Here is an 18996-nt window from a genome sequence, read left to right as displayed (position 1 = left end):
TTGACGAGCATGACGTTCCACCCGCAGCCGGAGCCGGGCACCGCCAAGCCCTGGGCCTTCCCGGCACCGGACCGCGGAGCGCTGGACAACGGCCTGACGGTGCTGCGCTGCCACCGCCCCGGCCAGCAGGTGGTGGCCGTCGAGATCTTCCTCGACGCCCCGCTGGACGCCGAGCCCGAGGGCCTGGACGGCGTGGCCACGATCATGGCCCGCGCCCTCTCCGAGGGCACGGACAAGCACTCCGCCGAGGAGTTCGCCGCCGAGCTGGAGCGCTGCGGCGCCACGCTCGACGCGCACGCCGACCACCCGGGCGTACGGGTCTCCCTGGAGGTCCCCGTCTCCCGGCTGCCGAAGGCGCTCGGCCTGCTCGCCGAAGCGCTGATCGCGCCGGCCTTCCTCGACACCGAGGTCGAGCGCCTGGTGCGCAACCGGCTCGACGAGATCCCGCACGAGACGGCCAACCCGGCCCGCCGGGCGGCCAAGCAGCTCTCCAAGGAGCTGTTCCCGGCCACGTCGCGCATGTCGCGGCCGCGCCAGGGCACCGAGGAGACGGTGGCGGCGATCGACGCCGCGGCCGTCCGTGCCTTCTTCGAGGCATACATGCGGCCCTCCACGGCCACGGCCGTCGTCGTCGGCGACCTGACCGACGTGGACCTGGACAAGGTCCTCGCCGAGTCGCTGGGCGCGTGGACGGGGAACACGGCCGAGCCGCGCCCCATGCCTCCGATCACGGCCGACGACACCGGCCGGGTGGTCATCGTCGACCGGCCGGGCGCCGTCCAGACCCAGCTGCTCATCGGCCGCGTCGGCGCCGACCGGCACGACCGTGTCTGGCCGGCCCAGGTCCTCGGCACGTACTGCCTCGGTGGCACCCTCACCTCCCGCCTGGACCGCGTCCTGCGCGAGGAGAAGGGCTACACGTACGGCGTCCGTGCCTTCGGCCAGGTGCTGCGGTCCGACGGTGAGGGCCACGGCGCCTCGATGCTCGCCATCAGCGGCTCCGTCGACACCCCCAACACCGGACCGGCACTTGACGACCTGTGGAAGGTGCTGCGCACCCTCGCCGCCGGGGGGCTGACGGACGCCGAGCGCGATGTGGCCGTGCAGAACCTGGTGGGGGTGGCGCCGCTGAAGTACGAGACGGCCGCCTCCGTCGCCGGGACGCTCGCCGACCAGGTCGAGCAGCACCTTCCGGACGATTTCCAGGCGCAGTTGTACGCCCGCCTGGCCGAGACCGGCACGGTGGAGGCGACCGCGGCGGTCGTGAACGCCTTCCCGGTGGACCGTCTTGTCACCGTGCTCGTCGGTGACGCGGCGCAGATCGAGGAGCCGGTGCGTGCCCTCGGCATCGGCGAAGTGACCGTCGTCACCGGCTGATTGAGGCAACCCCGCGCCACTTCGAGGACCCCGTTATCACGGTATGGCGGGGTCCTCCCCTTTGTCCGTATTGAGGGAATGGGTGGGCGTATGCCCTGTGGCATGTCTTACAAACGGGCGTGTCTGTTTGCTGATTGAAAGACAGTCCGCTTAGCGTCGGTCCGGCTGTTCGCCAGTTGCACCCGCCGCGAGCCCGTGGCATCGGACAGTCATCGCCGAGTCCCCGTCAGGCGCGAGCCTGGGGAGCCGGGGACCCACACGAAGTCCCTGGGGTGAATCGGACGCCTTCGCACCCGTGCGGAGGGGCCCGTAGGAGACCTTCCTGCTCCGAACCCGTCAGCTAACCCGGTAGGCGAGAAGGAAGGAAAGGATCAGCCACTACATGGCGTTCACCCGTGCCACCGGGAAGCATCGTGGTCCGAGCCGTCTGGCGCGCCGCAGCGCGGGCATCGCCGGCGTCGCGACCATCGCCACCACCGGCGTCATCGGAACCCTCGCCTCGCCGGCGCTCGCCGCCGACGCGGACGCCCCCTCCTTCGAGGACACCGGCCTGACCCAGATCGTCGCCGCCGACACCCTCGCGGCCACGATCGACGCCCAGGCCGCCGCCCAGGAGCGCGAGGCCGCCGAGGCCGTCGAGCGGGCCAAGGCCGAGGCCCGGGCGAAGGCGGAGGCGAAGCGCAAGGCCGAGGCCCGCGCCAAGGAGATCCGCGAGGCCAAGGAGCGCGCCGCCCGCGAGGCCGAGCGCAAGCGTCTGAACTCCTTCCAGCTCCCCGTCGCCGGTTCGTACGTGACCACCAGCTACCAGGCCGGTGGCGCGCTCTGGTCCTCCGGCAGCCACTCCGGCGTCGACTTCCGGGCCGCCTCCGGCAGCCGGGTCGTCTCCGTCGGCTCCGGCACCGTCGTCGAGGCCGGCTGGGGCGGCGCGTACGGCAACAACATCGTCATCCGGATGAACGACGGCACGTACACCCAGTACGGTCACCTGTCGTCCATCAGTGTCTCGGTCGGCCAGACCGTCACCCCGGGCCAGCGGATAGGCCTCTCGGGCTCGACCGGCAACTCGACCGGCCCGCACCTCCACTTCGAGGCGCGCACCACCGCCGAGTACGGCTCCGACATCAACCCGGTCGCGTATCTGCGCGCCCGCGGCGTGAACGTCTGACGGCCACGGAACAGCGTCAGAAAAGCCCCGGCTCGTCCTGAGCCGGGGCTTTTCGCTGGCCAAAAGATATCCATGTTCCCGGATCGCCTTCGGAAATTCCGTCCCGCTGCAATAGAGTCGCCGACGAACCGGTTTCGCGCGGATCAAGGCGGAGGTCGAAGATGCGCATTCCCGCGCAGTCGGTATGCACGGCGATTCGGGACGACATCGTTTCCGGGGTCCTCCCGTGCGGCAGCCGGCTGACCGAGGAGCAGTTGGCCCGCCGCTACGGGGTCTCCCGCGTCCCCGTCCGCGAGGCGCTGCGCACCCTGGAGTCCGAGGGCTTCGTGATCAGCCGCCGGCACGCGGGCGCCCATGTCGCCGAACCCACCGAGCAGGAGGCGGCGGATCTTCTGGACGTCCGGTCACTGCTCGAGCCGCTGGGTGCCGCCCGCGCCGCGCAGCGCCGCACCGACGCCCATCTCAAGGTGCTGCGGGGCCTGGTCAGGCTGGGGCAGGAGCGGGCCAGGCGCGGCCAGGGTGAAGATCTGCGCTCGCTCGGCAGCTGGTTCCACGAGACGCTGGCACAGGCCTCCGGCAGTCCGGCGCTCACGGCGCTGCTCACCCAGCTGCGGCACAAGATCGCCTGGATGTACGCGGTCGAGCCCGCCGCCCAGCCCGTCGAGGCGTGGGCCGAGCACGGGGCGATCGTCGACGCCGTGGCGCGCGGCGACGCCGAACGGGCCCGCACCCTGACCGCGCTGCACGCCGAGCGCTCGCTGGCGCAGCACCGGTTGAAGCGCCAGGAGCGCGGACGTGTGAGGGCTTCGCAACACGTCGTAAACACCGCGAGCGCCCAGAATTAACACGCGGGCCGTATACAAAGAATAGGAATTCTCGGGGCTTTCTTCGTGCTGCCCGGGATTCCAGAAATTCGGTGGTCGGGTCGGCAGGGAAAACAATGGAGCCGCACTCGCCTTCATTTCGGCGTGTGCGGCTCCATCGGAATTAAGTCAGACGGTCTCGGGGAGCTCGTCGAGGCCCTCGGCAACCAGCTTCGCCAGACGGTCCAGAGCGGCCTCGGCGCCATCGGCGTCCGAAGCGAGCACGATCTCCTCGCCGCCCTGCGCGCCCAGACCGAGCACCGCGAGCATCGACGCGGCGTTCACCGGGTTGCCATCGGCCTTGGCGATCGTCACGGGGACGCCGGAGGCCGTGGTGGCACGGACGAAGATGGAGGCGGGGCGGGCGTGCAGGCCCTCGGCCCAGCCGACGTTGACGCGGCGCTCAGCCATGGTGTTGCCCTTCAAGTCTCAAGCGGGTTGTCTAGACCAGTCTCTCACGGGTGGCGGGATGCTCGAAGCCGACCTTCGGACCCTGTCCCAGGGCCGTTTCGGTGCTCCTACCTTGCATGGCACACAGACGCCGCGCGACCGGTGCCACTGACGTACCCCGGCCGTACGCTTGCCCCATGCAGAGCGCGTCGGAACAGCCGGAACAACCGGAACACGCCTACCCCGACCACTGGGAAGCGGATGTGGTCCTCCGTGACGGCGGCACCGCGCGCATCAGGCCCATCACCGTCGACGACGCCGACCGGCTGGTCAGCTTCTACGAGCAGGTCTCGGACGAGTCGAAGTACTACCGCTTCTTCGCGCCCTACCCGCGGCTCTCCGCCAAGGACGTGCACCGCTTCACCCATCACGACTTCGTCGACAGGGTCGGTCTCGCGGCGACCGTCGGCGGGGAGTTCATCGCCACCGTTCGGTACGACCGCATCAACGAGCGGGGGCTGCCGGCCAGCGCCCCCGCCGACGAGGCCGAGGTCGCCTTCCTGGTCCAGGACGCGCACCAGGGGCGGGGTGTGGCCTCCGCGCTGCTCGAACACATCGCGGCGGTGGCGCGGGAGCGGGACATCCGACGGTTCGCGGCGGAGGTGCTGCCTGCCAACTCGAAGATGATCAAGGTCTTCACCGACGCCGGATACACCCAGAAGCGCAGCTTCGAGGACGGCTCCGTACGGCTGCACCTCGACCTGGAGCCCACCGACCGCTCGCTCGCCGTGCAGCGCGCGCGGGAGCAGCGGGCCGAGGCGCGATCCGTGCAGCGCCTCCTCGCCCCCGGCTCGGTCGCCGTCATCGGCGCCGGACGCGCGCCGGGCGGGGTGGGCCGGACGGTCCTGCGCAACCTGCTGGACTCCGGGTTCACCGGCCGTACGTACGCCGTCAACCGCGCCCTCGGGGACGGGGGCACGCTCGACGGGGTGCCGGCCTTCCGCTCCGTCGGGGACATCGGCGAACCGGTCGACCTGGCGATCGTCGCCGTGCCCGCCGAGCGGGTGCCGGAGGCGGTCGCCGACTGCGGCGAGCACGGGGTGCAGGGCCTGGTCGTGCTCTCGGCGGGGTACGCGGAGAGCGGGCCCGAAGGGCGGGAGCGGCAGCGGGAACTGGTGCGGCAGGCCCGTTCGTACGGGATGCGGATCATCGGTCCCAACGCGTTCGGGATCATCAACACCTCGACCGACGTCCGGCTGAACGCCTCGCTCGCGCCGCAGATGCCGGCCGCCGGGCGGATCGGGCTCTTCACCCAGTCCGGCGCGATCGGCATCGCACTGCTCGCCGGACTCCACCGGCGCGGCGCCGGTCTCTCCTCCTTCATCTCCGCGGGCAACCGGGCGGACGTCTCGGGCAACGACTTCCTCCAGCACTGGTACGACGACCCCGCGACCGATGTCGTCCTGCTGTACCTGGAATCGATCGGGAACCCCCGGAAGTTCACCCGGCTGGCCCGGCGGACGGCGGCGGTCAAACCGGTGGTGGTGGTCAAGGGCGCCCGGCACAGCGGGAGCGCGCCGCCGGGACACCGGGTACCGGTCACCCGTATCGGGCACGCCACCGTCTCCGCGCTGCTCCGGCAGGCCGGGGTCATCCGCGTCGACACGGTCACCGAACTCGTCGACGCGGGCCTGCTGCTCGCGGGCCAGCCGTTGCCGACCGGGCCCCGGGTCGCGATCCTCGGCAACTCCGAGTCGCTCGGGCTGCTGACGTACGACGCCTGTCTGACGGAGGGACTGCGTCCGCAGCGCCCGATCGACCTGACGACGGCGGCGACCCCGGCCGACTTCCGCGACGCGCTGGCTGCGGCGCTCGTGGACGACGCCTGTGACGCGGTCGTCGTGACCGCGATCCCGTGGGTCGGCGAGAACGGCGCCGTCGAGTCGGGCGACGGCGAGGTCCTCGCGGCCTCCCTCCGCGACGCGGTCGCCTCGGCCCCGGCCCTCGCGAAGCCGGTGGTCGTGGTCCACGTGGAGATGGGCGGCCTCGCGGAAGCCCTCGCCGTGGCGACCAGCACCCGACCGGCCCCCCGGAGGGGCGCGACGGGGGCCGCCGGCTCCCCGGCAGGTACGGCCCCGCCGCCGGCGGATTCCACCGCCGAGCGAGGTGCCGCGCACGGCCCGTCGGCGGGAGGGCGGGCACCCGCGCCGACTGCGACTGCGCCTTCGACGCCGTGGGCAGGAAGCGGCGTGCCCGAGCGCCCCCCGACCACCGCCTCGCCGGCGCCCACCACCACGCCGACACCCGCCGACGGCGCTCCGGCCGACCGCCCGCCCGCGCCCGGCGCGACACCGACGCCCCCGCCCGGCGCCGTACCGACGGGCACGCCCGGCGCGACACCGACGCCCGCGCCCGGCGCGACACCGACGCCCCCGCCCGGCGCGACACCGACGCCCCCGCCCGGCGCCGTACCGACGGGCACGCCCGGGTACGGCGGCGCTCCCGCCGACCGGTCCGGCACCGCCGGCCGACCCGAGACCGCCGGACCCGGGATCGCCACATCGGCACCCGCAGTCGGTGGCCCGTCCGCTTCCGCCGCCAGGCCAGGGACCGCCGCCCCGGCACCCGCCGTCGGTGGCCCCTCCCGCCCCGTGGCCGGACGGGGCGCCGGTGAGGTCGATGCCCCCGGTGGTGACGACGCGCCGCGTCCCGGGGCCATCCCCGCCTATCCCGCCGCCGAGCGGGCGGTGCGGGCGTTGGCCGAGGCCGTGCGGTACGGGGAGTGGCGGCGGCAGGCCGCCGAGCCGGGGCGGGTGCCCGAGTTCGAGGACATCGACGAGGGCGGGGCCGCCACGCAGATCGAGCGGGCGCTCGGTGAAGAGACGCCGGAGGGAGCGGAGAGCACCGCCCGGGGTGTGACCCTCGACCCCGACGCGGCGGGCGAGCTCCTCGGCAGGTACGGGATCGTCGTCCTGCCCACCCTGCCCGCGCCCACCCCCGACGCCGCCGTCCTGGCCGCCGCCCGCCTCGGCTACCCCGTCGCCCTGAAGACGACCGCCCCCCACCTGCGCCACCGCCCCGACCTCGGAGGCGTACGGCTCGATCTGGCCACCGAGGAACAACTCCGGACCGCGTACGCGGAATTGACCGAGGCCCTCGGCAAGCCCGCCGAGCTCCAGCCGGTCGTCCAGGCCATGGTGCCGCGCGGCGTGGACACCGTCGTGCGGTCCGCCATCGACCCGGCCGTCGGCGCCGTGCTCTCCTTCGGCCTGGCCGGAGCCGCCTCCGAGCTGCTCGGCGACATGTCCCACCGGCTCGTCCCGGCGACCGAACGGGACGCCGCCGAACTCGTACGGTCCATCCGTACCGCCCCGCTCCTGTTCGGCTGGCGCGGCTCCGCTCCCGTCGACACCCCGGCCCTGGAGGAGCTGCTGCTGCGCGTCTCCCGGCTCGTCGACGACCACCCCGAGGTCGTCGCGATCGCCCTGGAGCCCGTCGTCGTCGCCGCGCACGGCCTCTCCGTGCTCGGCGCCACCGTCCGCCTCGCCCCGCCCCCGCCCCGCACGGACCTCGGTCCGCGCCGTCTCCCCAGCTACTGAGCCGACCCGCCCGGCGGCCGCCACGGAGCGGCCCGGAGCGCCCCTCCCGACGGATTAGGATGGAGTCCATGGCGAAGACCGGTACGACGACCCAGGGGCTGCGCGCGGCGATCGAGCGCAGCGGCTACTACCCGGCCCTCGTGGCCGAGGCGGTGGAGGCCGCTGTCGGTGGCGAGGCGATCGCGTCGTACCTGGTACACCAGGAGACCACATTCGACTCCAACGAGGTCCGTCGCCATGTCACGGTCCTCGTCCTGACGGCCAACCGCTTCATCGTCAGCCACACCGACGAGCAGAACGCCGACACGAGTTCCCCGACGCCGTACGCCACCACCTCCACCGAGTCGGTCAAGCTCGACCGGATCTCCTCGGTCGTCGTCAGCCGCGTCGTCGCCAACCCGGAGTCCTACACCCCCGGCACCCTGCCCCGTGAGGTCGTCCTCACCATCGGCTGGGGCGCCGTCTCACGGATCGACCTGGAGCCGGCCGCCTGCGGCGATCCGAACTGCGACGCCGACCACGGCTACACCGGCAACGCCACCGCCGACGACCTCAGCCTGCGCGTCAGCGACGCCGGCGACGGCCCGGACACGGTCCGCCAGACCCTCGCCTTCGCCCAGTCGCTCTCCGAAGCCACCGCGGCGACCCGCTGATGGTCCAGCCCACCGCCGTCACGTCCGGCTGGCCGGACGACCCCGTTCCGCTCGACCTCGCCACGGCGCCCGTGCCCGAGTACGGCACCGGCTCGCTGGGCGATCTCCTTCCGACGCTCGTCGCCGGACAGGGCGTGCCCGGTTGCGACGCCCGGATCGCCGAGCTCACGCCGGCCGACCGGAACTGCGTCTTCCTGATCGACGGGCTCGGCTGGGAGCAGATCAAGGCCCACCCGGACGAGGCCCCGTATCTCACCTCGCTTCTCGGCGGCTCCCGCGGCGGGACGGGACGGCCCATCACGGCCGGCTTTCCCGCCACCACCGCGACCTCGCTCGCCTCGGTCGGCACAGGACGGTTCCCCGGCACGCACGGCCTGCCCGGCTACACCGTCCGCAACCCGGAGACCGGCGAGCTGATGAACCAGCTCCGCTGGAAGCCGTGGACCTCGCCGCGGGTCTGGCAGCCGTACCCCACCGTCTTCCAGCTCGCCCACGAGGCCGGCATCCACACCGCCCAGGTCTCCTCGCCGATCTTCCAGGACACCCCGCTCACCAAGATCGCGCTGAGCGGCGGAGCGTTCCACGGCCGGCTCTCCGGCGAGGAGCGGATGGACTTCGCCGCCGAGCAGCTCGCCGGCGGCGACCGCTCGCTGGTCTACACGTACTACAGCGAGCTCGACGGGGCCGGACACCGCTTCGGCATCGACTCCGACGCCTGGCGCGGCCAGCTGATGTTCGTCGACCGGCTGGTCCAGCGCCTCGCCGAGCAGCTGCCGTCCCGCTCGGCGCTCTATGTCACGGCCGACCACGGCATGGTCGACATCCCCTTCGACGACCAGCACCGGATCGACTTCGACGAGGACTGGGAGCTGCGCGCCGGGGTCGCCCTCCTGGGCGGCGAGGGCCGCGCCCGTCATGTCTACGCCGTGCCGGGGGCCGAGGCCGATGTGCTGACGTGCTGGCGCGAGGTGCTCGGCGAGCAGTTCTGGGTGGCGAGCCGGGACGAGGCCATCGCGCTCGGCTGGTTCGGCGACGAGGTCGACGAGCGCGTGTACGGCCGGATCGGCGATGTCGTCGCGGCGGCCCACGACGATGTCGTGATCACCGCTTCCGCCAACGAGCCCCACGAGTCGGCGATGGTCGGCATGCACGGATCGATGACCCCCGCGGAGCAGCTGGTGCCGCTCCTCGAAGTCCGTTCCTGACCACCCGCCCACCCCTTCCCCCACGATGTGAAAGGTCCTCGACCTGCCATGCCCGAGCCGGTGTTCTTCTCCGGAACGATGGACTGCGGAAAGAGCACCCTCTCGCCGGGGAATCCGCCATGCACCGAGGCTGCGCGCCCGACGACCCGAAAGGTCACCTCCTCCTGATGTCCGAACTGGTCTTTTTCTCAGGCACCATGGACTGCGGGAAGAGCACTCTGGCGCTGCAGATCACCCACAACCGCTCGGCCCGCGGCCTGCAGGGGGTGATCTTCACCCGCCAGGACCGCGCCGGCGAGGGCAAGCTCTCTTCCCGACTGGGCCTGGTCACCGAGGCGGTCGAAGTGACTGACGCGATGGACCTCTACGCGTACCTGGTCGGTGAGCTGTCCCAGGGCGGGAGAGCGGACTACGTGATCGTGGACGAGGCCCAGTTCCTGGCATCGGGGCAGATCGACCAGTTGGCCCGGATCGTGGATGACCTCGACATGGACGTCTTCGCCTTCGGGATCACGACGGACTTCCGTACGAAGCTCTTCCCGGGCTCGCAGCGCCTCATCGAACTCGCGGACCGTATAGAGCAGCTCCAGGTCGAGGCGCTGTGTTGGTGCGGCGCACGTGCCACCCACAACGCCCGTACCGTCGACGGGGAGATGGTTGTCGAGGGCGAACAGGTCGTCGTGGGCGACGTCAACCGCCCTGTAGAGGTCGGCTACGAGGTCCTGTGCCGACGCCACCACCGTCGCCGTATGACTTCGGCCTCCGCACACGCCGCCGCCCTCTCCCCGGACGTCCTCCCCGTCAATCGCGCCTGATCGACGGGCGGTGTGCTGCTTGTCAGGGAGGAAGTGACGAGCCGGTGGCGCCCCCGCCGCGCGTATCCGCTCACTCACCCGGTCCGGCCGACGAACCGCCTCCACCATCCGGTCGGACCCTTGGCGGGTGGGTCCCCAGGGCTGTGACGGCGGCGACGAGTGACAGCGCCGCGAGCAGCGTGAACAGGGCGGGGTACCCGCCGAGCGGACCCGCGAGGACTGCGCCGGCGAAGGGTGCCAGAGCGGCTGCCACGTGGGCGGGTGCGCCGAGGAGTCCGGAGAGTCGGCCGTATTGGGCGGTACCCCAGCGGTCGGTGACGGAGGTGGCCTGGAGGAGTGTGAGGTTGCCTCGAACCACCCCGGCGAGCACGGATACGGCGATGAGAACCGCGTACGGGCCGGCCACGGTCGCGAGGGCTGCGGTGGTGAGGCCTCCGAGCGCGATGAGCGTGACCGTGCGGGCGGTGACGCCGAGGTGGCGGGCGAGGGTCGCGTACAGGGTCCGGCCGAGTGTTTGTCCTGCGCCGCCGAGGCCGAGGGCCCATGCGGCTTGGGTGGTGGTGTAGCCGCGTTCGAGGAGGAGGGGGACGAGGCCGATGACGACGGCGTACATCGCGAACGCGGACAGGGTGAAGGTGGCGGCCAGCATCCAGAACGCGCGGCTGCGGACCACTCCACCGCTGCCGCCGGTGATGTGCGAGGGGCTGTCGGGGGCTGGTGGCCAGGGTGCTTTCAGGGCGAGGGCGTGGGCAGGGATGGTCAGGACCGCGAGAATGCCGGCGAGCACCGTGTAAGTGACGCGCCAGGACATGTGGTCGGCGAGGATCGCGGTCAGGGGTGCGAAGACCGTGGAGGCGAGTCCGCCGGCGAGGGTGACGATCGTCAGTGCACGGACGTGGTCCGGCGCCCACCAGCGAGTGAGTGCGGCGAAGGCGGGCTGGTAGAAGGTGGCGGCCATCGCCGTTCCGGCGAGCAGCCATCCGACGAGAAAGACAGCCATGTTGGGGGCTGCGGCCACCAGCAGGAGGCTCAGGACGCCGAGGACGGAGCCGACCGTCATGACGATGCGGGGGCCACGATGGTCCAGGACGCGGCCTACGTAGATCCCGGCGAGGGCGGAGACGACGAGGGCGGCGGAGAACGCCGCGGTGGTCGAGCCCGCGCTCCAACCGGTGTCCGCGGTGATCGCCGGGTTGAGGACGGGAAAGGCGTAGTAGACGATTCCCCAGCTGGTGATCTGGGTGAGGCACAGCGCGGGCAGGACGGCGCGGGGCCGCGACCGGTCCCCTGTTCCGGTCGCGGCCCCGTTCGCACGGGTGTTGAGGTGGGTCACGAGCCGCAGGAGGGTGCCGTGGTCTTGGTGCCGAGCTGGATGAGGGCGGGGGAGGGGGCGCAGCAGCCGCCGTCGACGGCCGCCTCGTCGGTCAGTGGCTGGTCGAAGAGGCCGGCGCCGCCGCAGACCCCGGTCTCCGGCAGGACGAGTTCGACGCGCTCGGCGGACTCGCGATCGCCGGCGATCGCGGCGACGACGGAGCGGACCTGCTCGTATCCGGTGAGGGCGAGGAAGGTCGGCGCCCGTCCGTAGGACTTCATGCCGACCAGGTAGACGCCCTCCTCAGGGTGGGAGAGCTCCTTCACACCGTGCGGGTAGACGGTGCCGCAGGAGTGCTGGTTGGGGTCGATGAGCGGAGCCAGCTCGACCGGGGCCTGGAGGCGCTCGTCGAGGCCGAGGCGGAGCTCGTCGAGGAAGGACAGGTCGGGCCGGAAGCCGGTCAGGGCGATGACCTCGTCGACCGGGTCGAGGCGGTGCCCGTTCTCGGAGACCAGGACGAGCTGCTCGCCGGCGCGCTCGATTGCCTGAGTGCGGAAGCCGGTGACGGCGTCGGCGTGGCCCTCGTCGACGGCGGCCTTGGCCGCGAGGCCGAGTGCGCCGCGGGCGGGGAGCCGGTCGGCGGTGCCGCCGCCGAAGGTGGAGCCGGAGATGCCCCGGCGCAGGATCCAGGTGGCGTGCGTGCCGGTGCCGTCCTCGGACTTCGCGAGGTCGGCGAGGGAGGCCAGTGCGGTGAAAGCGGAGGCGCCGGAGCCGATCACGGCCGTACGCCTGCCCGCGTATCGGGCCCGCGTGGCGGGCTCCTTCAGGTCGGGGACGCGGTAGGAGATCCGGTCGGCTGCCGCTCGCTCGCCGAGTGCGGGGAGGCCGTCGCCGCCGGCCGGGCTCGGGGTGGCCCACGTACCGGAGGCGTCGATGACGGCGCGGGCGAGGATTCGCTCTTCGTGCCCGTCGGCGTAGGCGATGTGGACGGTGAAGGGCTGGGTCTCGCGGTCGGCGTCGACGATCCGGTCGCGGCCCGCGCGGGAGACGCCGGTGACCCGGGCGCCGAAACGAACACGGTCACCGAGGACGTCGGCGAGCGGCTCCAGGTACCGGCCCGCCCAGTCCCCGCCGGTCGGGTATGTGCCCGCGTCCGGCTTCACCCAGCCGGTGGGAGCGAGGAGCTTCTCGGCGGCCGGGTCGGTCAGCTCGCCCCAGGTGGAGAAGAGCCGTACGTGCGACCACTCGCGCACCGCCGCACCCGCCTGCGCGCCCGCCTCCAGGATCAGCGCCTCAAGGTCCCGGTCGACCAGGTGAGCGGCCGCAGCCAGCCCGGCAGGGCCGGCCCCGATGACCACGACGGGCAGCTGCTCGATGGCGGTGGCGTTCATGACGAGTCCCCTTTGTTTCGACGTTTGTCGATACCTTGTGTCTTCAGCATGGCACCCACATCGATAAGCGTCAACATAGACATCCATCGATGTGTGGTCTGCTTCGCGGGGCGCGTCGAAGTCGCAGCCATCGCGAGTGGCGAGCTCGGTCGAGCCGCGACACGTGGACCGGCGATGTGGCAGGGGGCTCGCCCCCGCGGGCCCCCTTTGGGCTTGGTTCGACATGTGTCAACATAGACGTATGTCGAATGTGAAGGTGCTGCCGCTGCTGGAGCCCGAGGTCGAGCCCTGCTGCCCGCCGCTGAACGAGCGCCCACTGACGGCGGAGGAAGCCGAACGGACCGCGGTCATGTTCAAAGCCCTGGGAGACCCGGTCCGCCTGCGGCTCTTCTCCGCGGTCGCCTCGCACGAGGGCGGCGAGGCATGCGTCTGCGACATCTCCGACGTCGGCGTCTCCCAGCCCACGGTCTCCCACCACCTGAAGAAGCTCAAGGACGCAGGACTGCTCTCCTCCGAGCGGCGCGGCACCTGGGTCTACTACCGCGTCGAGCCCGCGGTCCTGGCTGCCATGGGGCAGCTGCTCACCAAAGCTGCCGCGGCGTGAAGCCTTCTGCCAGGAGTCCGGAGTCCTGACTTCCCCGGGCCTGCGGCCTGTACCCAGGTACAGGTTTTCCGTCGGAGGCGTCTCCTCTGCCGGCGGCGGGAAGCGATGTCGATGGAAGTGGTCATGATGACGACTTGGGTACCGAACTCCTGCACCCTGCCCACCACCGAGCAGCCGCTGCGTGTGGCCGAGTTCGACGAATTGTTCGCTGAGAGCCTGGCGGGCCTGGAACGGCCGGACCGGCTCCGGCTGCGGCTGGTACTCACCAGCGGTGACGGTGTGGGGGAGAAGGTGCGCAATCTGGTCGCGCGCGAGAGCCGCTGCTGCTCGTTCTTCACCTTCACCGTCAGCCCCGGCCCCGGCCCCGAGCTGATCCATCTGGACGTCTCCGTCGATGACGCTCACGAGGGCGTGCTGGACGCACTCCAGGAGCGGGCCTCTGCCGGCCGGGATGCGCAGTGACGGGCGAAGAGCTGCACAGCAGACAGGGGCTGCTGCGCTTTCCTTGTTGCCGCAGCGGCGCCGGCACCTGATGGGGGGCGGACGCGTGCGGGTGCCGCGCAGGCTGCGACTGCTGCTCCTGACCTCGCGTCGCCGACCTCTAGGCTGATCACGGAACGCATCGAGAGGGGCAAACCATGGCGGACGAGGGCGAACTGGCCGGGGCCCAGCAACGGCACTGGCATGACACCTACACCGCCCACCCCGGCATGTACGGCGAGGAGCCGTCCGCGCCCGCCGTTCACGCCGCCCGTGTGTTCCGGGCATCCGGAGGGCACGACGTCTTGGAGCTGGGGGCGGGGCACGGCCGCGACGCGCTCCACTTCGCCCGCGAGGGGTTCACCGTCCAAGCCGCCGACTTCAGCCCCGTCGGCCTCGAGCAGCTCCAGGAAGTCGCCCGCGCGAGCGGCGTCGCCGAGCGGGTGACCACCGCAGTGCACGACGTACGCGATCCGCTGCCGTTGCCGGACGCCTCCGTGGACGCGGTCTTCGCACACATGCTGCTGTGCATGGCCCTGTCCACGAAGGAGATCCACGCCCTGGTCGGCGAGGTCCGCCGCGTCCTCCGGCCAGGCGGCATCTTCCTCTACACCGTCCGCCACACCGGCGACGCCCACTACGGCATCGGCACCGCCCACGGCGACGACATCTACGAACACGGCGGCTTCGCCGTCCACTTCTTCCCCCGCGGTCTCGTCGACACCCTCGCCGACGGCTGGACCCTGAACGAGGTCCACGCCTTCGAGGAAGGCGAACTGCCCCGCCGGCTGTGGCGCGTCACCCAGACCCTGCCGCGATGACCGGGACACCCGCACCGGCGGCCGGCCTCGTCGTCGACGGCACCGGCCCCCTCTGCGTCACCCCTGCTGCGTCTGCGCCGACAGATCGACGGCGCCTGGCCGGGCACGGTCGTTCACGTCATCGTCATCGTCATCGTCATCGTCATCGTCATCGTCACCGATCCGGCCGGCCCCGCTCGACCTGCCCGCCACCGAACACCATCACGTCCACGGCCTGTGTCATTCGGTGTTCGTCTTGCCGTGCATGAAGATGACGGCGACCAGGGCCAGGCCCGCGGCGGTGCCGATGAGCTGCATGCCGATGAACGCCGGTACGGAGGCGGGGGCGATGCCGGCGAACGTGTCGGTGAAGGCGCGACCGATGGTCACCGCCGGGTTCGCGAAGGACGTGGACGAGGTGAACCAGTAGGCCGCACCGATGTACGAGGCGACCGCCACCGGCGCGAAGCGGAGCCGGTCGGTGCGCGCCAGGCCGAAGATCAGCAGGATCAGGCCGGCAGTGGCGACGACCTCGCCGAGGAGCAGGTTGCCCGCCGAGCGGTCGTGTGTGGACCACTTCACCAGCGGTTCGCCGAACATCGCGTCCGCCAGGATCGCGCCCGCGATCGCGCCGACGATCTGGGACGGTACGTAGACGGCGAGCTCGCGCGCGTTCACGCCCGCACCGCCGCGGCGGGCGGTCCACCACTCCGCCAGGGTGACCGCCGGGTTGAAGTGCGCACCGGAGACCGGCCCGAGGAGGGCGATCAGGACGCCGAGGCCGAAGACCGTGGCGGTGGAGTTCGCAAGCAGCTGCAGCGCGACGTCGTCCGTGAGGCCGGTGGCCTGGATTCCGGAGCCGACGACGATCGCCACCAGGGCGGCGGTGCCGACGAGCTCGGCCGCAGCGCGTGCGGCGAGCGGGGTACGGGGCGGGGTGGCGCCGGGCGCGGGCTGCGGCGACGTGTCGACGGCTATGGCGTCGCTCGCGGCGGGCTCGGTGGCGGTCACGGGCAGGGTCTCCTCGGGCAGGTGAGGCGAGAGCGTTACGGGCAGGCTCTCTTGGTGTCGGCGTTGGCGCGCGCGGTCTCGGCGAGGGCGGCGAACTGCCCGGCCAGACCTTCGATGACGTCCGGCTTCAGGCGGTAGTAGGTGAACCGGCCGCAGGGTTCGGTCTCGACGACCCCGGCCTCGCGCAGCACCTTCAGGTGGTTGGAGAGGTTGGTCTGCTTGGCACCGGTCTCCTCCACGAGGTGGGTGGTGCACAGCGTCTCGCGGGCGAGCAGGGTCACGATCTGGAGGGGCAGGGGATCACCCAGCACCCGGATCAGATCAGTATCGACTGACGTCATCATGGGCTGATACTGTCACATCACTCGGCGCTGATACCAGCCTGGGCTGACCTCCTTGAACCCGGGGGGCACGCCATGACCGCGTCCTCGTACCCGGTCCTTCCCGACGGACGTCTCGCGGCCGGTGTCGCCCGCCTCGCGCACCATCCCTGCCCAAGGAAGAACCGATGACTGCTCCGCTCGCCTCCGTGCTCTTCGTCTGCGTTCACAACGCCGGCCGCTCCCAGATGGCCGCCGGGTTCCTCAGCCACCTCGCGGGCGACCGGATCGAGGTCCGCTCCGCCGGCTCGATCCCGGGTGACCAGGTCAACCCGTCCGCGGTCGAGGCCATGAAGGAGGTCGGCGTCGACATCTCCGCCGCCACTCCGAAGATCCTCACCACCGAGGCCGTTCATGCCTCCGACTACGTCATCACCATGGGCTGCGGCGACGCCTGCCCGATCTTCCCCGGCAAGGAGTACCTCGACTGGGCCCTCGAAGACCCGGCCGGCAAGGGCGTCGACGCTGTCCGCCCCATCCGCGACGAGATCAAGACCCGCATCGAGGCCCTGATCGCCGAGATCGACGCGCAGTAGGAGGCGTGACCTCGGTGACCGACTCGACCGCCGCCGCCGCCGGCACCGGCGACGACATACGCAACGCCATCGTCATGGGCTCCGGCCCCGCCGGATGCACCGCCGCCCTCTACACCGCGTGGGCCCAGCTCGAGCCCCTGCTCTTCGACAGCTCGATCTTCGTCGGCGGCTCGCCGACGACCACGACCGAGGTCGAGAACTTCCCCGGCTTCCCGGACGGCGTCGACGGCCCGGTCCTCATGGAGGACATGCGGGCCCAGGCCGAGAAAGTTCGGCGCCGAGATGATCGACGGCGACATCGTCTCCTTCGATCTCACCGGCGACATCAAGGGCACATCGCCCGATGGGCCGCGGAAGGACATTGAGGAAGGCCTCAGACGGCGACACACTGCCGTCTGAGGCCCTTCTTATGCGGACAATGGTTGCCGAGCGGGCTCGCTCCGCCGTCGCGTGACGGCGGCGACGGCACGGGCGGCGGCCCTGTCCCCGGACGTCCTGCCGGTCACGCCGGCCTGACGGATCTCCGGCGGCTCAGGCCCGCCGCGAGGGCGCCGGTGGCTCTGCCCGGCGTCGCGGCCCGCCGGCCGGTCTCAGGAGAGCGGCCCGCCCACCCGATTTCCTGCAAGCACCGCGATCCGCCCAGCCGGCCTCTCAGGCGAGCGTCGCGACCCACCGGCCCGGTCTCAGGCGAGTGCCGTGAGGGCCGTCGTGGCGAAGCCGTGGTCCTGTTCCGGGGCGCCGCCGCCGACCCCGATGGCACCGATGAGGCGACCGTCGCGGTGGACGGGAAGGCCTCCGGCGATGAAGAGGAGCGGTCGGTCCAGGGCCGTGGTGAGGCTGTGGAACGGGCCGTCGGGCTTCACCAGGTCGACGAGGTCGGCGGTGGGGGCGTTCAACTGCAGCGCGGTGTACGCCTTACGAGTGCTGGTCTCGCCGGAGACGAGCACGGCGCGGTCGTCCCGGCGGAAGGCCAGCAGGTGGCCGCCCGCGTCCAGGACGGTGACGCTGACGGTCACGCCGGCGTCCTCGGCCGCGCGGCGGGCGGCGTCGAGCAGGAGCTCGGCGTCCCGGGTGCTCAGCGGGGTGACAGCGGTGGGGGTGGTGGTGCTCATGGTGCGTTCTTCCTTCGTGGTGACGAGGTGATGAGGAGCCAGGGGTACGGGGGTCAGCGTCCGACGGTGGCGACTGCCGGTGCGGCCGCCGGAGCGGCGCCCGTCGCCACGACCCGGGAGCGGGCCTTGGTGCGCCGGTCGAGGAACGCGGCCAGGAAGGCCAGCAGCAGTGCGGTGGCCGAGAGGAGCGCGCCGACCCAGTTCGGGGCGGTGTAGCCGAGGCCGGCGGAGATCACGACGCCACCGAGCCAGGCGGCGAGCGCGTTGCCCAGGTTGAAGGCGCCGATGTTGGCCGCCGATGCCAGGGTGGGGGCGGCTGTCGCCTGGTCGAGGACCCACTTCTGCAGCGGCGGCACCGTGGCGAAGCCGAGCGCGCCGATCAGCGTGAGGGTGATCGCGGCGAGCACCTTGTCGTGCGCGGTCGCTGTGAAGACCAGCAGGGACAGGGCCAGGGCGCCCAGGGTGGTGAAGAGCAGCGGCATGAGGGCGCGGTCGGCGAATTTGCCGCCGAGGAGGTTGCCGAGGAACATGCCGATGCCGAAGAGGACGAGCAGCCAGGTCACGGCGCCTTCGGTGTAGCCGGTGACCTCGGTCATCATCGGGGTGATGTACGTGATGGCCGCGAACACACCGCCGTATCCGAGGACGGTCATCGCCATGGCGAGCCAGACCTGGACGTTCTTGAACGCGGCGAACTCGGTACGGACGTTCGCGCTCTCGGCCCGGCCCGTCTCCGGCACCAGCTTGGCCACGCCGAGGAGACCGATCACCCCGAGGGCGGCGACGAGGGTGAAGGTGACGCGCCAGCCGGCGGCCTGGCCGATGTACGTGCCCAGCGGGACGCCGACGATGTTGGCGACGGTCAGGCCCATGAACATCAGCGAGATCGCCGACGCCTTCTTCTCCGGGGCGACCAGACCGGCCGCCACCACCGAGCCGATGCCGAAGAACGCGCCGTGGGCGAGCGAGGCGACGATCCGGCCGATCAGCATCACGCCGAAGGACGGGGCGAAGGCGGACAACAGGTTGCCGACGACGAAGAGGCCCATCAGGAAGAGGAGCATCTTCTTGCGCGACACCTTGGTGCCGAGCACGGTCAGGAGCGGGGCTCCGAAGACGACGCCGAGGGCATAGCCGGTCACCAGCCAGCCGGCGGTGGGGATCGTGACACCGAAGTCACCGGCGACCTGGGGCAGCACGCCCATGATCACGAACTCGGTGGTGCCGATCCCGAAGGCCCCGATGGCCAGGGCCAGGAGCGCGAGAGGCATGGCGAAGCACCTTCCAAAACGATTGCAGGGGG

At 71.7% G+C, this 18996-nt stretch carries 18 protein-coding genes, 1 pseudogene and 1 riboswitch; of the genes and pseudogenes, 12 read left to right on the top strand and 7 right to left on the bottom strand.

The features are described from left to right. Positions 1-9: 9 nt before the first annotated feature. From ACZ561_RS25535 to ACZ561_RS25525, 3 genes are all read left to right on the top strand, one after another. Positions 10-1377, top strand: a complete 1368-nt coding sequence (locus tag ACZ561_RS25535; protein ID WP_470999337.1) for a M16 family metallopeptidase — start codon at positions 10-12, stop codon at positions 1375-1377. A 203-nt stretch (positions 1378-1580) separates the two neighbouring features. Continuing rightward, positions 1581-1746: riboswitch (cyclic di-AMP (ydaO/yuaA leader) on the top strand. 13 nt (positions 1747-1759) lie between these two features. Continuing rightward, positions 1760-2542, top strand: a complete 783-nt coding sequence (locus ACZ561_RS25530) for a M23 family metallopeptidase (protein ID WP_470999164.1) — start codon at positions 1760-1762, stop codon at positions 2540-2542. 161 nt (positions 2543-2703) lie between these two features. Beyond that, positions 2704-3387 (top strand): GntR family transcriptional regulator, encoded by a 684-nt coding sequence (locus ACZ561_RS25525; protein ID WP_470999162.1) that lies wholly within the window; start codon positions 2704-2706, stop codon positions 3385-3387. Between the two features lie 147 nt (positions 3388-3534). Here the strand turns inward: ACZ561_RS25525 and ACZ561_RS25520 are convergent, their stop codons facing one another. Then, positions 3535-3816: an HPr family phosphocarrier protein gene (locus tag ACZ561_RS25520; protein WP_099889105.1), complete on the bottom strand. Its 282-nt coding sequence runs from the start codon at positions 3814-3816 to the stop codon at positions 3535-3537. Between the two features lie 176 nt (positions 3817-3992). Between ACZ561_RS25520 and ACZ561_RS25515 the strand changes: the two genes are divergently transcribed. From ACZ561_RS25515 to ACZ561_RS25500, 4 genes are all read left to right on the top strand, one after another. Next, complete coding sequence (locus ACZ561_RS25515) at positions 3993-7394, top strand: bifunctional acetate--CoA ligase family protein/GNAT family N-acetyltransferase (protein ID WP_470999159.1); 3402 nt, start codon at positions 3993-3995, stop codon at positions 7392-7394. Between the two features lie 68 nt (positions 7395-7462). After that, a complete protein-coding gene (locus ACZ561_RS25510; RefSeq protein ID WP_329115009.1) occupies positions 7463-8047 on the top strand; it encodes a DUF5998 family protein in 585 nt (194 codons plus the stop codon). After that, a complete protein-coding gene (locus ACZ561_RS25505) occupies positions 8047-9252 on the top strand; it encodes an alkaline phosphatase family protein (protein WP_470999157.1) in 1206 nt (401 codons plus the stop codon). The genes ACZ561_RS25510 and ACZ561_RS25505 overlap by 1 nt, the downstream gene beginning before the upstream one ends. A 167-nt stretch (positions 9253-9419) precedes the next feature. Then, positions 9420-10067, top strand: coding sequence for a thymidine kinase (locus tag ACZ561_RS25500; RefSeq protein WP_376441510.1), 648 nt, complete (start codon positions 9420-9422; stop codon positions 10065-10067). A 70-nt stretch (positions 10068-10137) separates the two neighbouring features. On the opposite strand, the gene ACZ561_RS25495 is transcribed toward ACZ561_RS25500, so the two are convergent. Both ACZ561_RS25495 and ACZ561_RS25490 read right to left on the bottom strand, forming a co-directional pair. Then, on the bottom strand, positions 10138-11400 hold the full coding sequence (locus ACZ561_RS25495; protein ID WP_470999155.1) for an MFS transporter: 1263 nt from the start codon (positions 11398-11400) through the stop codon (positions 10138-10140). After that, positions 11397-12770 (bottom strand): NAD(P)-binding domain-containing protein, encoded by a 1374-nt coding sequence (locus tag ACZ561_RS25490; protein WP_470999153.1) that lies wholly within the window; start codon positions 12768-12770, stop codon positions 11397-11399. The genes ACZ561_RS25495 and ACZ561_RS25490 overlap by 4 nt, the downstream gene beginning before the upstream one ends. A 241-nt stretch (positions 12771-13011) precedes the next feature. Here ACZ561_RS25490 and ACZ561_RS25485 point away from each other — a divergent pair, with 241 nt between their 5' ends. The 3 genes from ACZ561_RS25485 to ACZ561_RS25475 all read left to right on the top strand — a co-directional run bounded on the left by ACZ561_RS25485 (position 13012) and on the right by ACZ561_RS25475 (position 14675). Then, positions 13012-13374, top strand: a complete 363-nt coding sequence (locus ACZ561_RS25485; RefSeq protein ID WP_470999151.1) for an ArsR/SmtB family transcription factor — start codon at positions 13012-13014, stop codon at positions 13372-13374. Between the two features lie 123 nt (positions 13375-13497). Beyond that, a complete protein-coding gene (locus tag ACZ561_RS25480) occupies positions 13498-13836 on the top strand; it encodes a hypothetical protein (RefSeq protein WP_470999149.1) in 339 nt (112 codons plus the stop codon). A gap of 176 nt (positions 13837-14012) precedes the next feature. Further along, on the top strand, positions 14013-14675 hold the full coding sequence (locus ACZ561_RS25475; RefSeq protein ID WP_470999147.1) for a class I SAM-dependent methyltransferase: 663 nt from the start codon (positions 14013-14015) through the stop codon (positions 14673-14675). A gap of 219 nt (positions 14676-14894) precedes the next feature. On the opposite strand, the gene ACZ561_RS25470 is transcribed toward ACZ561_RS25475, so the two are convergent. Both ACZ561_RS25470 and ACZ561_RS25465 read right to left on the bottom strand, forming a co-directional pair. Beyond that, the gene (locus ACZ561_RS25470) at positions 14895-15665 is read right to left on the bottom strand and encodes an aquaporin (protein WP_470999145.1); all 771 of its coding nucleotides are present in this window, start codon (positions 15663-15665) and stop codon (positions 14895-14897) included. Between the two features lie 35 nt (positions 15666-15700). Beyond that, positions 15701-16009: an ArsR/SmtB family transcription factor gene (locus ACZ561_RS25465; protein WP_470999143.1), complete on the bottom strand. Its 309-nt coding sequence runs from the start codon at positions 16007-16009 to the stop codon at positions 15701-15703. Positions 16010-16173: 164 nt separating this feature from the next. Here ACZ561_RS25465 and ACZ561_RS25460 point away from each other — a divergent pair, with 164 nt between their 5' ends. Further along, positions 16174-16581 (top strand): arsenate reductase ArsC, encoded by a 408-nt coding sequence (locus ACZ561_RS25460; protein WP_470999141.1) that lies wholly within the window; start codon positions 16174-16176, stop codon positions 16579-16581. Between the two features lie 74 nt (positions 16582-16655). Beyond that, positions 16656-16911: pseudogene (locus ACZ561_RS25455) on the top strand (NAD(P)/FAD-dependent oxidoreductase); the annotation flags it as partial. 353 nt (positions 16912-17264) lie between these two features. On the opposite strand, the gene ACZ561_RS25450 reads toward ACZ561_RS25455, so the two are convergent. After that, positions 17265-17693 carry a GlcG/HbpS family heme-binding protein gene (locus ACZ561_RS25450; protein WP_470999139.1) on the bottom strand — a complete coding sequence of 143 codons (429 nt, stop codon included), beginning with the start codon at positions 17691-17693 and terminating at the stop codon, positions 17265-17267. 53 nt (positions 17694-17746) lie between these two features. Beyond that, positions 17747-18964: an MFS transporter gene (locus ACZ561_RS25445; protein WP_470999137.1), complete on the bottom strand. Its 1218-nt coding sequence runs from the start codon at positions 18962-18964 to the stop codon at positions 17747-17749. Positions 18965-18996 lie beyond the last annotated feature (32 nt).

This window comes from Streptomyces sp. NPDC039609, from assembly GCF_055596705.1.
This window is presented reverse-complemented; position numbering and strand designations above follow the sequence as displayed.

Coding starts and splice junctions, on each gene's coding strand:
- ACZ561_RS25490 (WP_470999153.1), bottom strand. CDS start 12,770: ATGAACGCCACCGCCATCGAGCAGCTGCCCGTCGTGGTCATCGGGGCC.
- ACZ561_RS25505 (WP_470999157.1), top strand. CDS start 8,047: ATGGTCCAGCCCACCGCCGTCACGTCCGGCTGGCCGGACGACCCCGTT.
- ACZ561_RS25450 (WP_470999139.1), bottom strand. CDS start 17,693: ATGAGCACCACCACCCCCACCGCTGTCACCCCGCTGAGCACCCGGGAC.
- ACZ561_RS25485 (WP_470999151.1), top strand. CDS start 13,012: ATGTCGAATGTGAAGGTGCTGCCGCTGCTGGAGCCCGAGGTCGAGCCC.
- ACZ561_RS25480 (WP_470999149.1), top strand. CDS start 13,498: ATGATGACGACTTGGGTACCGAACTCCTGCACCCTGCCCACCACCGAG.
- ACZ561_RS25475 (WP_470999147.1), top strand. CDS start 14,013: ATGGCGGACGAGGGCGAACTGGCCGGGGCCCAGCAACGGCACTGGCAT.
- ACZ561_RS25500 (WP_376441510.1), top strand. CDS start 9,420: ATGTCCGAACTGGTCTTTTTCTCAGGCACCATGGACTGCGGGAAGAGC.
- ACZ561_RS25535 (WP_470999337.1), top strand. CDS start 10: ATGACGTTCCACCCGCAGCCGGAGCCGGGCACCGCCAAGCCCTGGGCC.
- ACZ561_RS25520 (WP_099889105.1), bottom strand. CDS start 3,816: ATGGCTGAGCGCCGCGTCAACGTCGGCTGGGCCGAGGGCCTGCACGCC.
- ACZ561_RS25465 (WP_470999143.1), bottom strand. CDS start 16,009: ATGATGACGTCAGTCGATACTGATCTGATCCGGGTGCTGGGTGATCCC.
- ACZ561_RS25530 (WP_470999164.1), top strand. CDS start 1,760: ATGGCGTTCACCCGTGCCACCGGGAAGCATCGTGGTCCGAGCCGTCTG.
- ACZ561_RS25445 (WP_470999137.1), bottom strand. CDS start 18,964: ATGCCTCTCGCGCTCCTGGCCCTGGCCATCGGGGCCTTCGGGATCGGC.
- ACZ561_RS25460 (WP_470999141.1), top strand. CDS start 16,174: ATGACTGCTCCGCTCGCCTCCGTGCTCTTCGTCTGCGTTCACAACGCC.
- ACZ561_RS25510 (WP_329115009.1), top strand. CDS start 7,463: ATGGCGAAGACCGGTACGACGACCCAGGGGCTGCGCGCGGCGATCGAG.
- ACZ561_RS25525 (WP_470999162.1), top strand. CDS start 2,704: ATGCGCATTCCCGCGCAGTCGGTATGCACGGCGATTCGGGACGACATC.
- ACZ561_RS25515 (WP_470999159.1), top strand. CDS start 3,993: ATGCAGAGCGCGTCGGAACAGCCGGAACAACCGGAACACGCCTACCCC.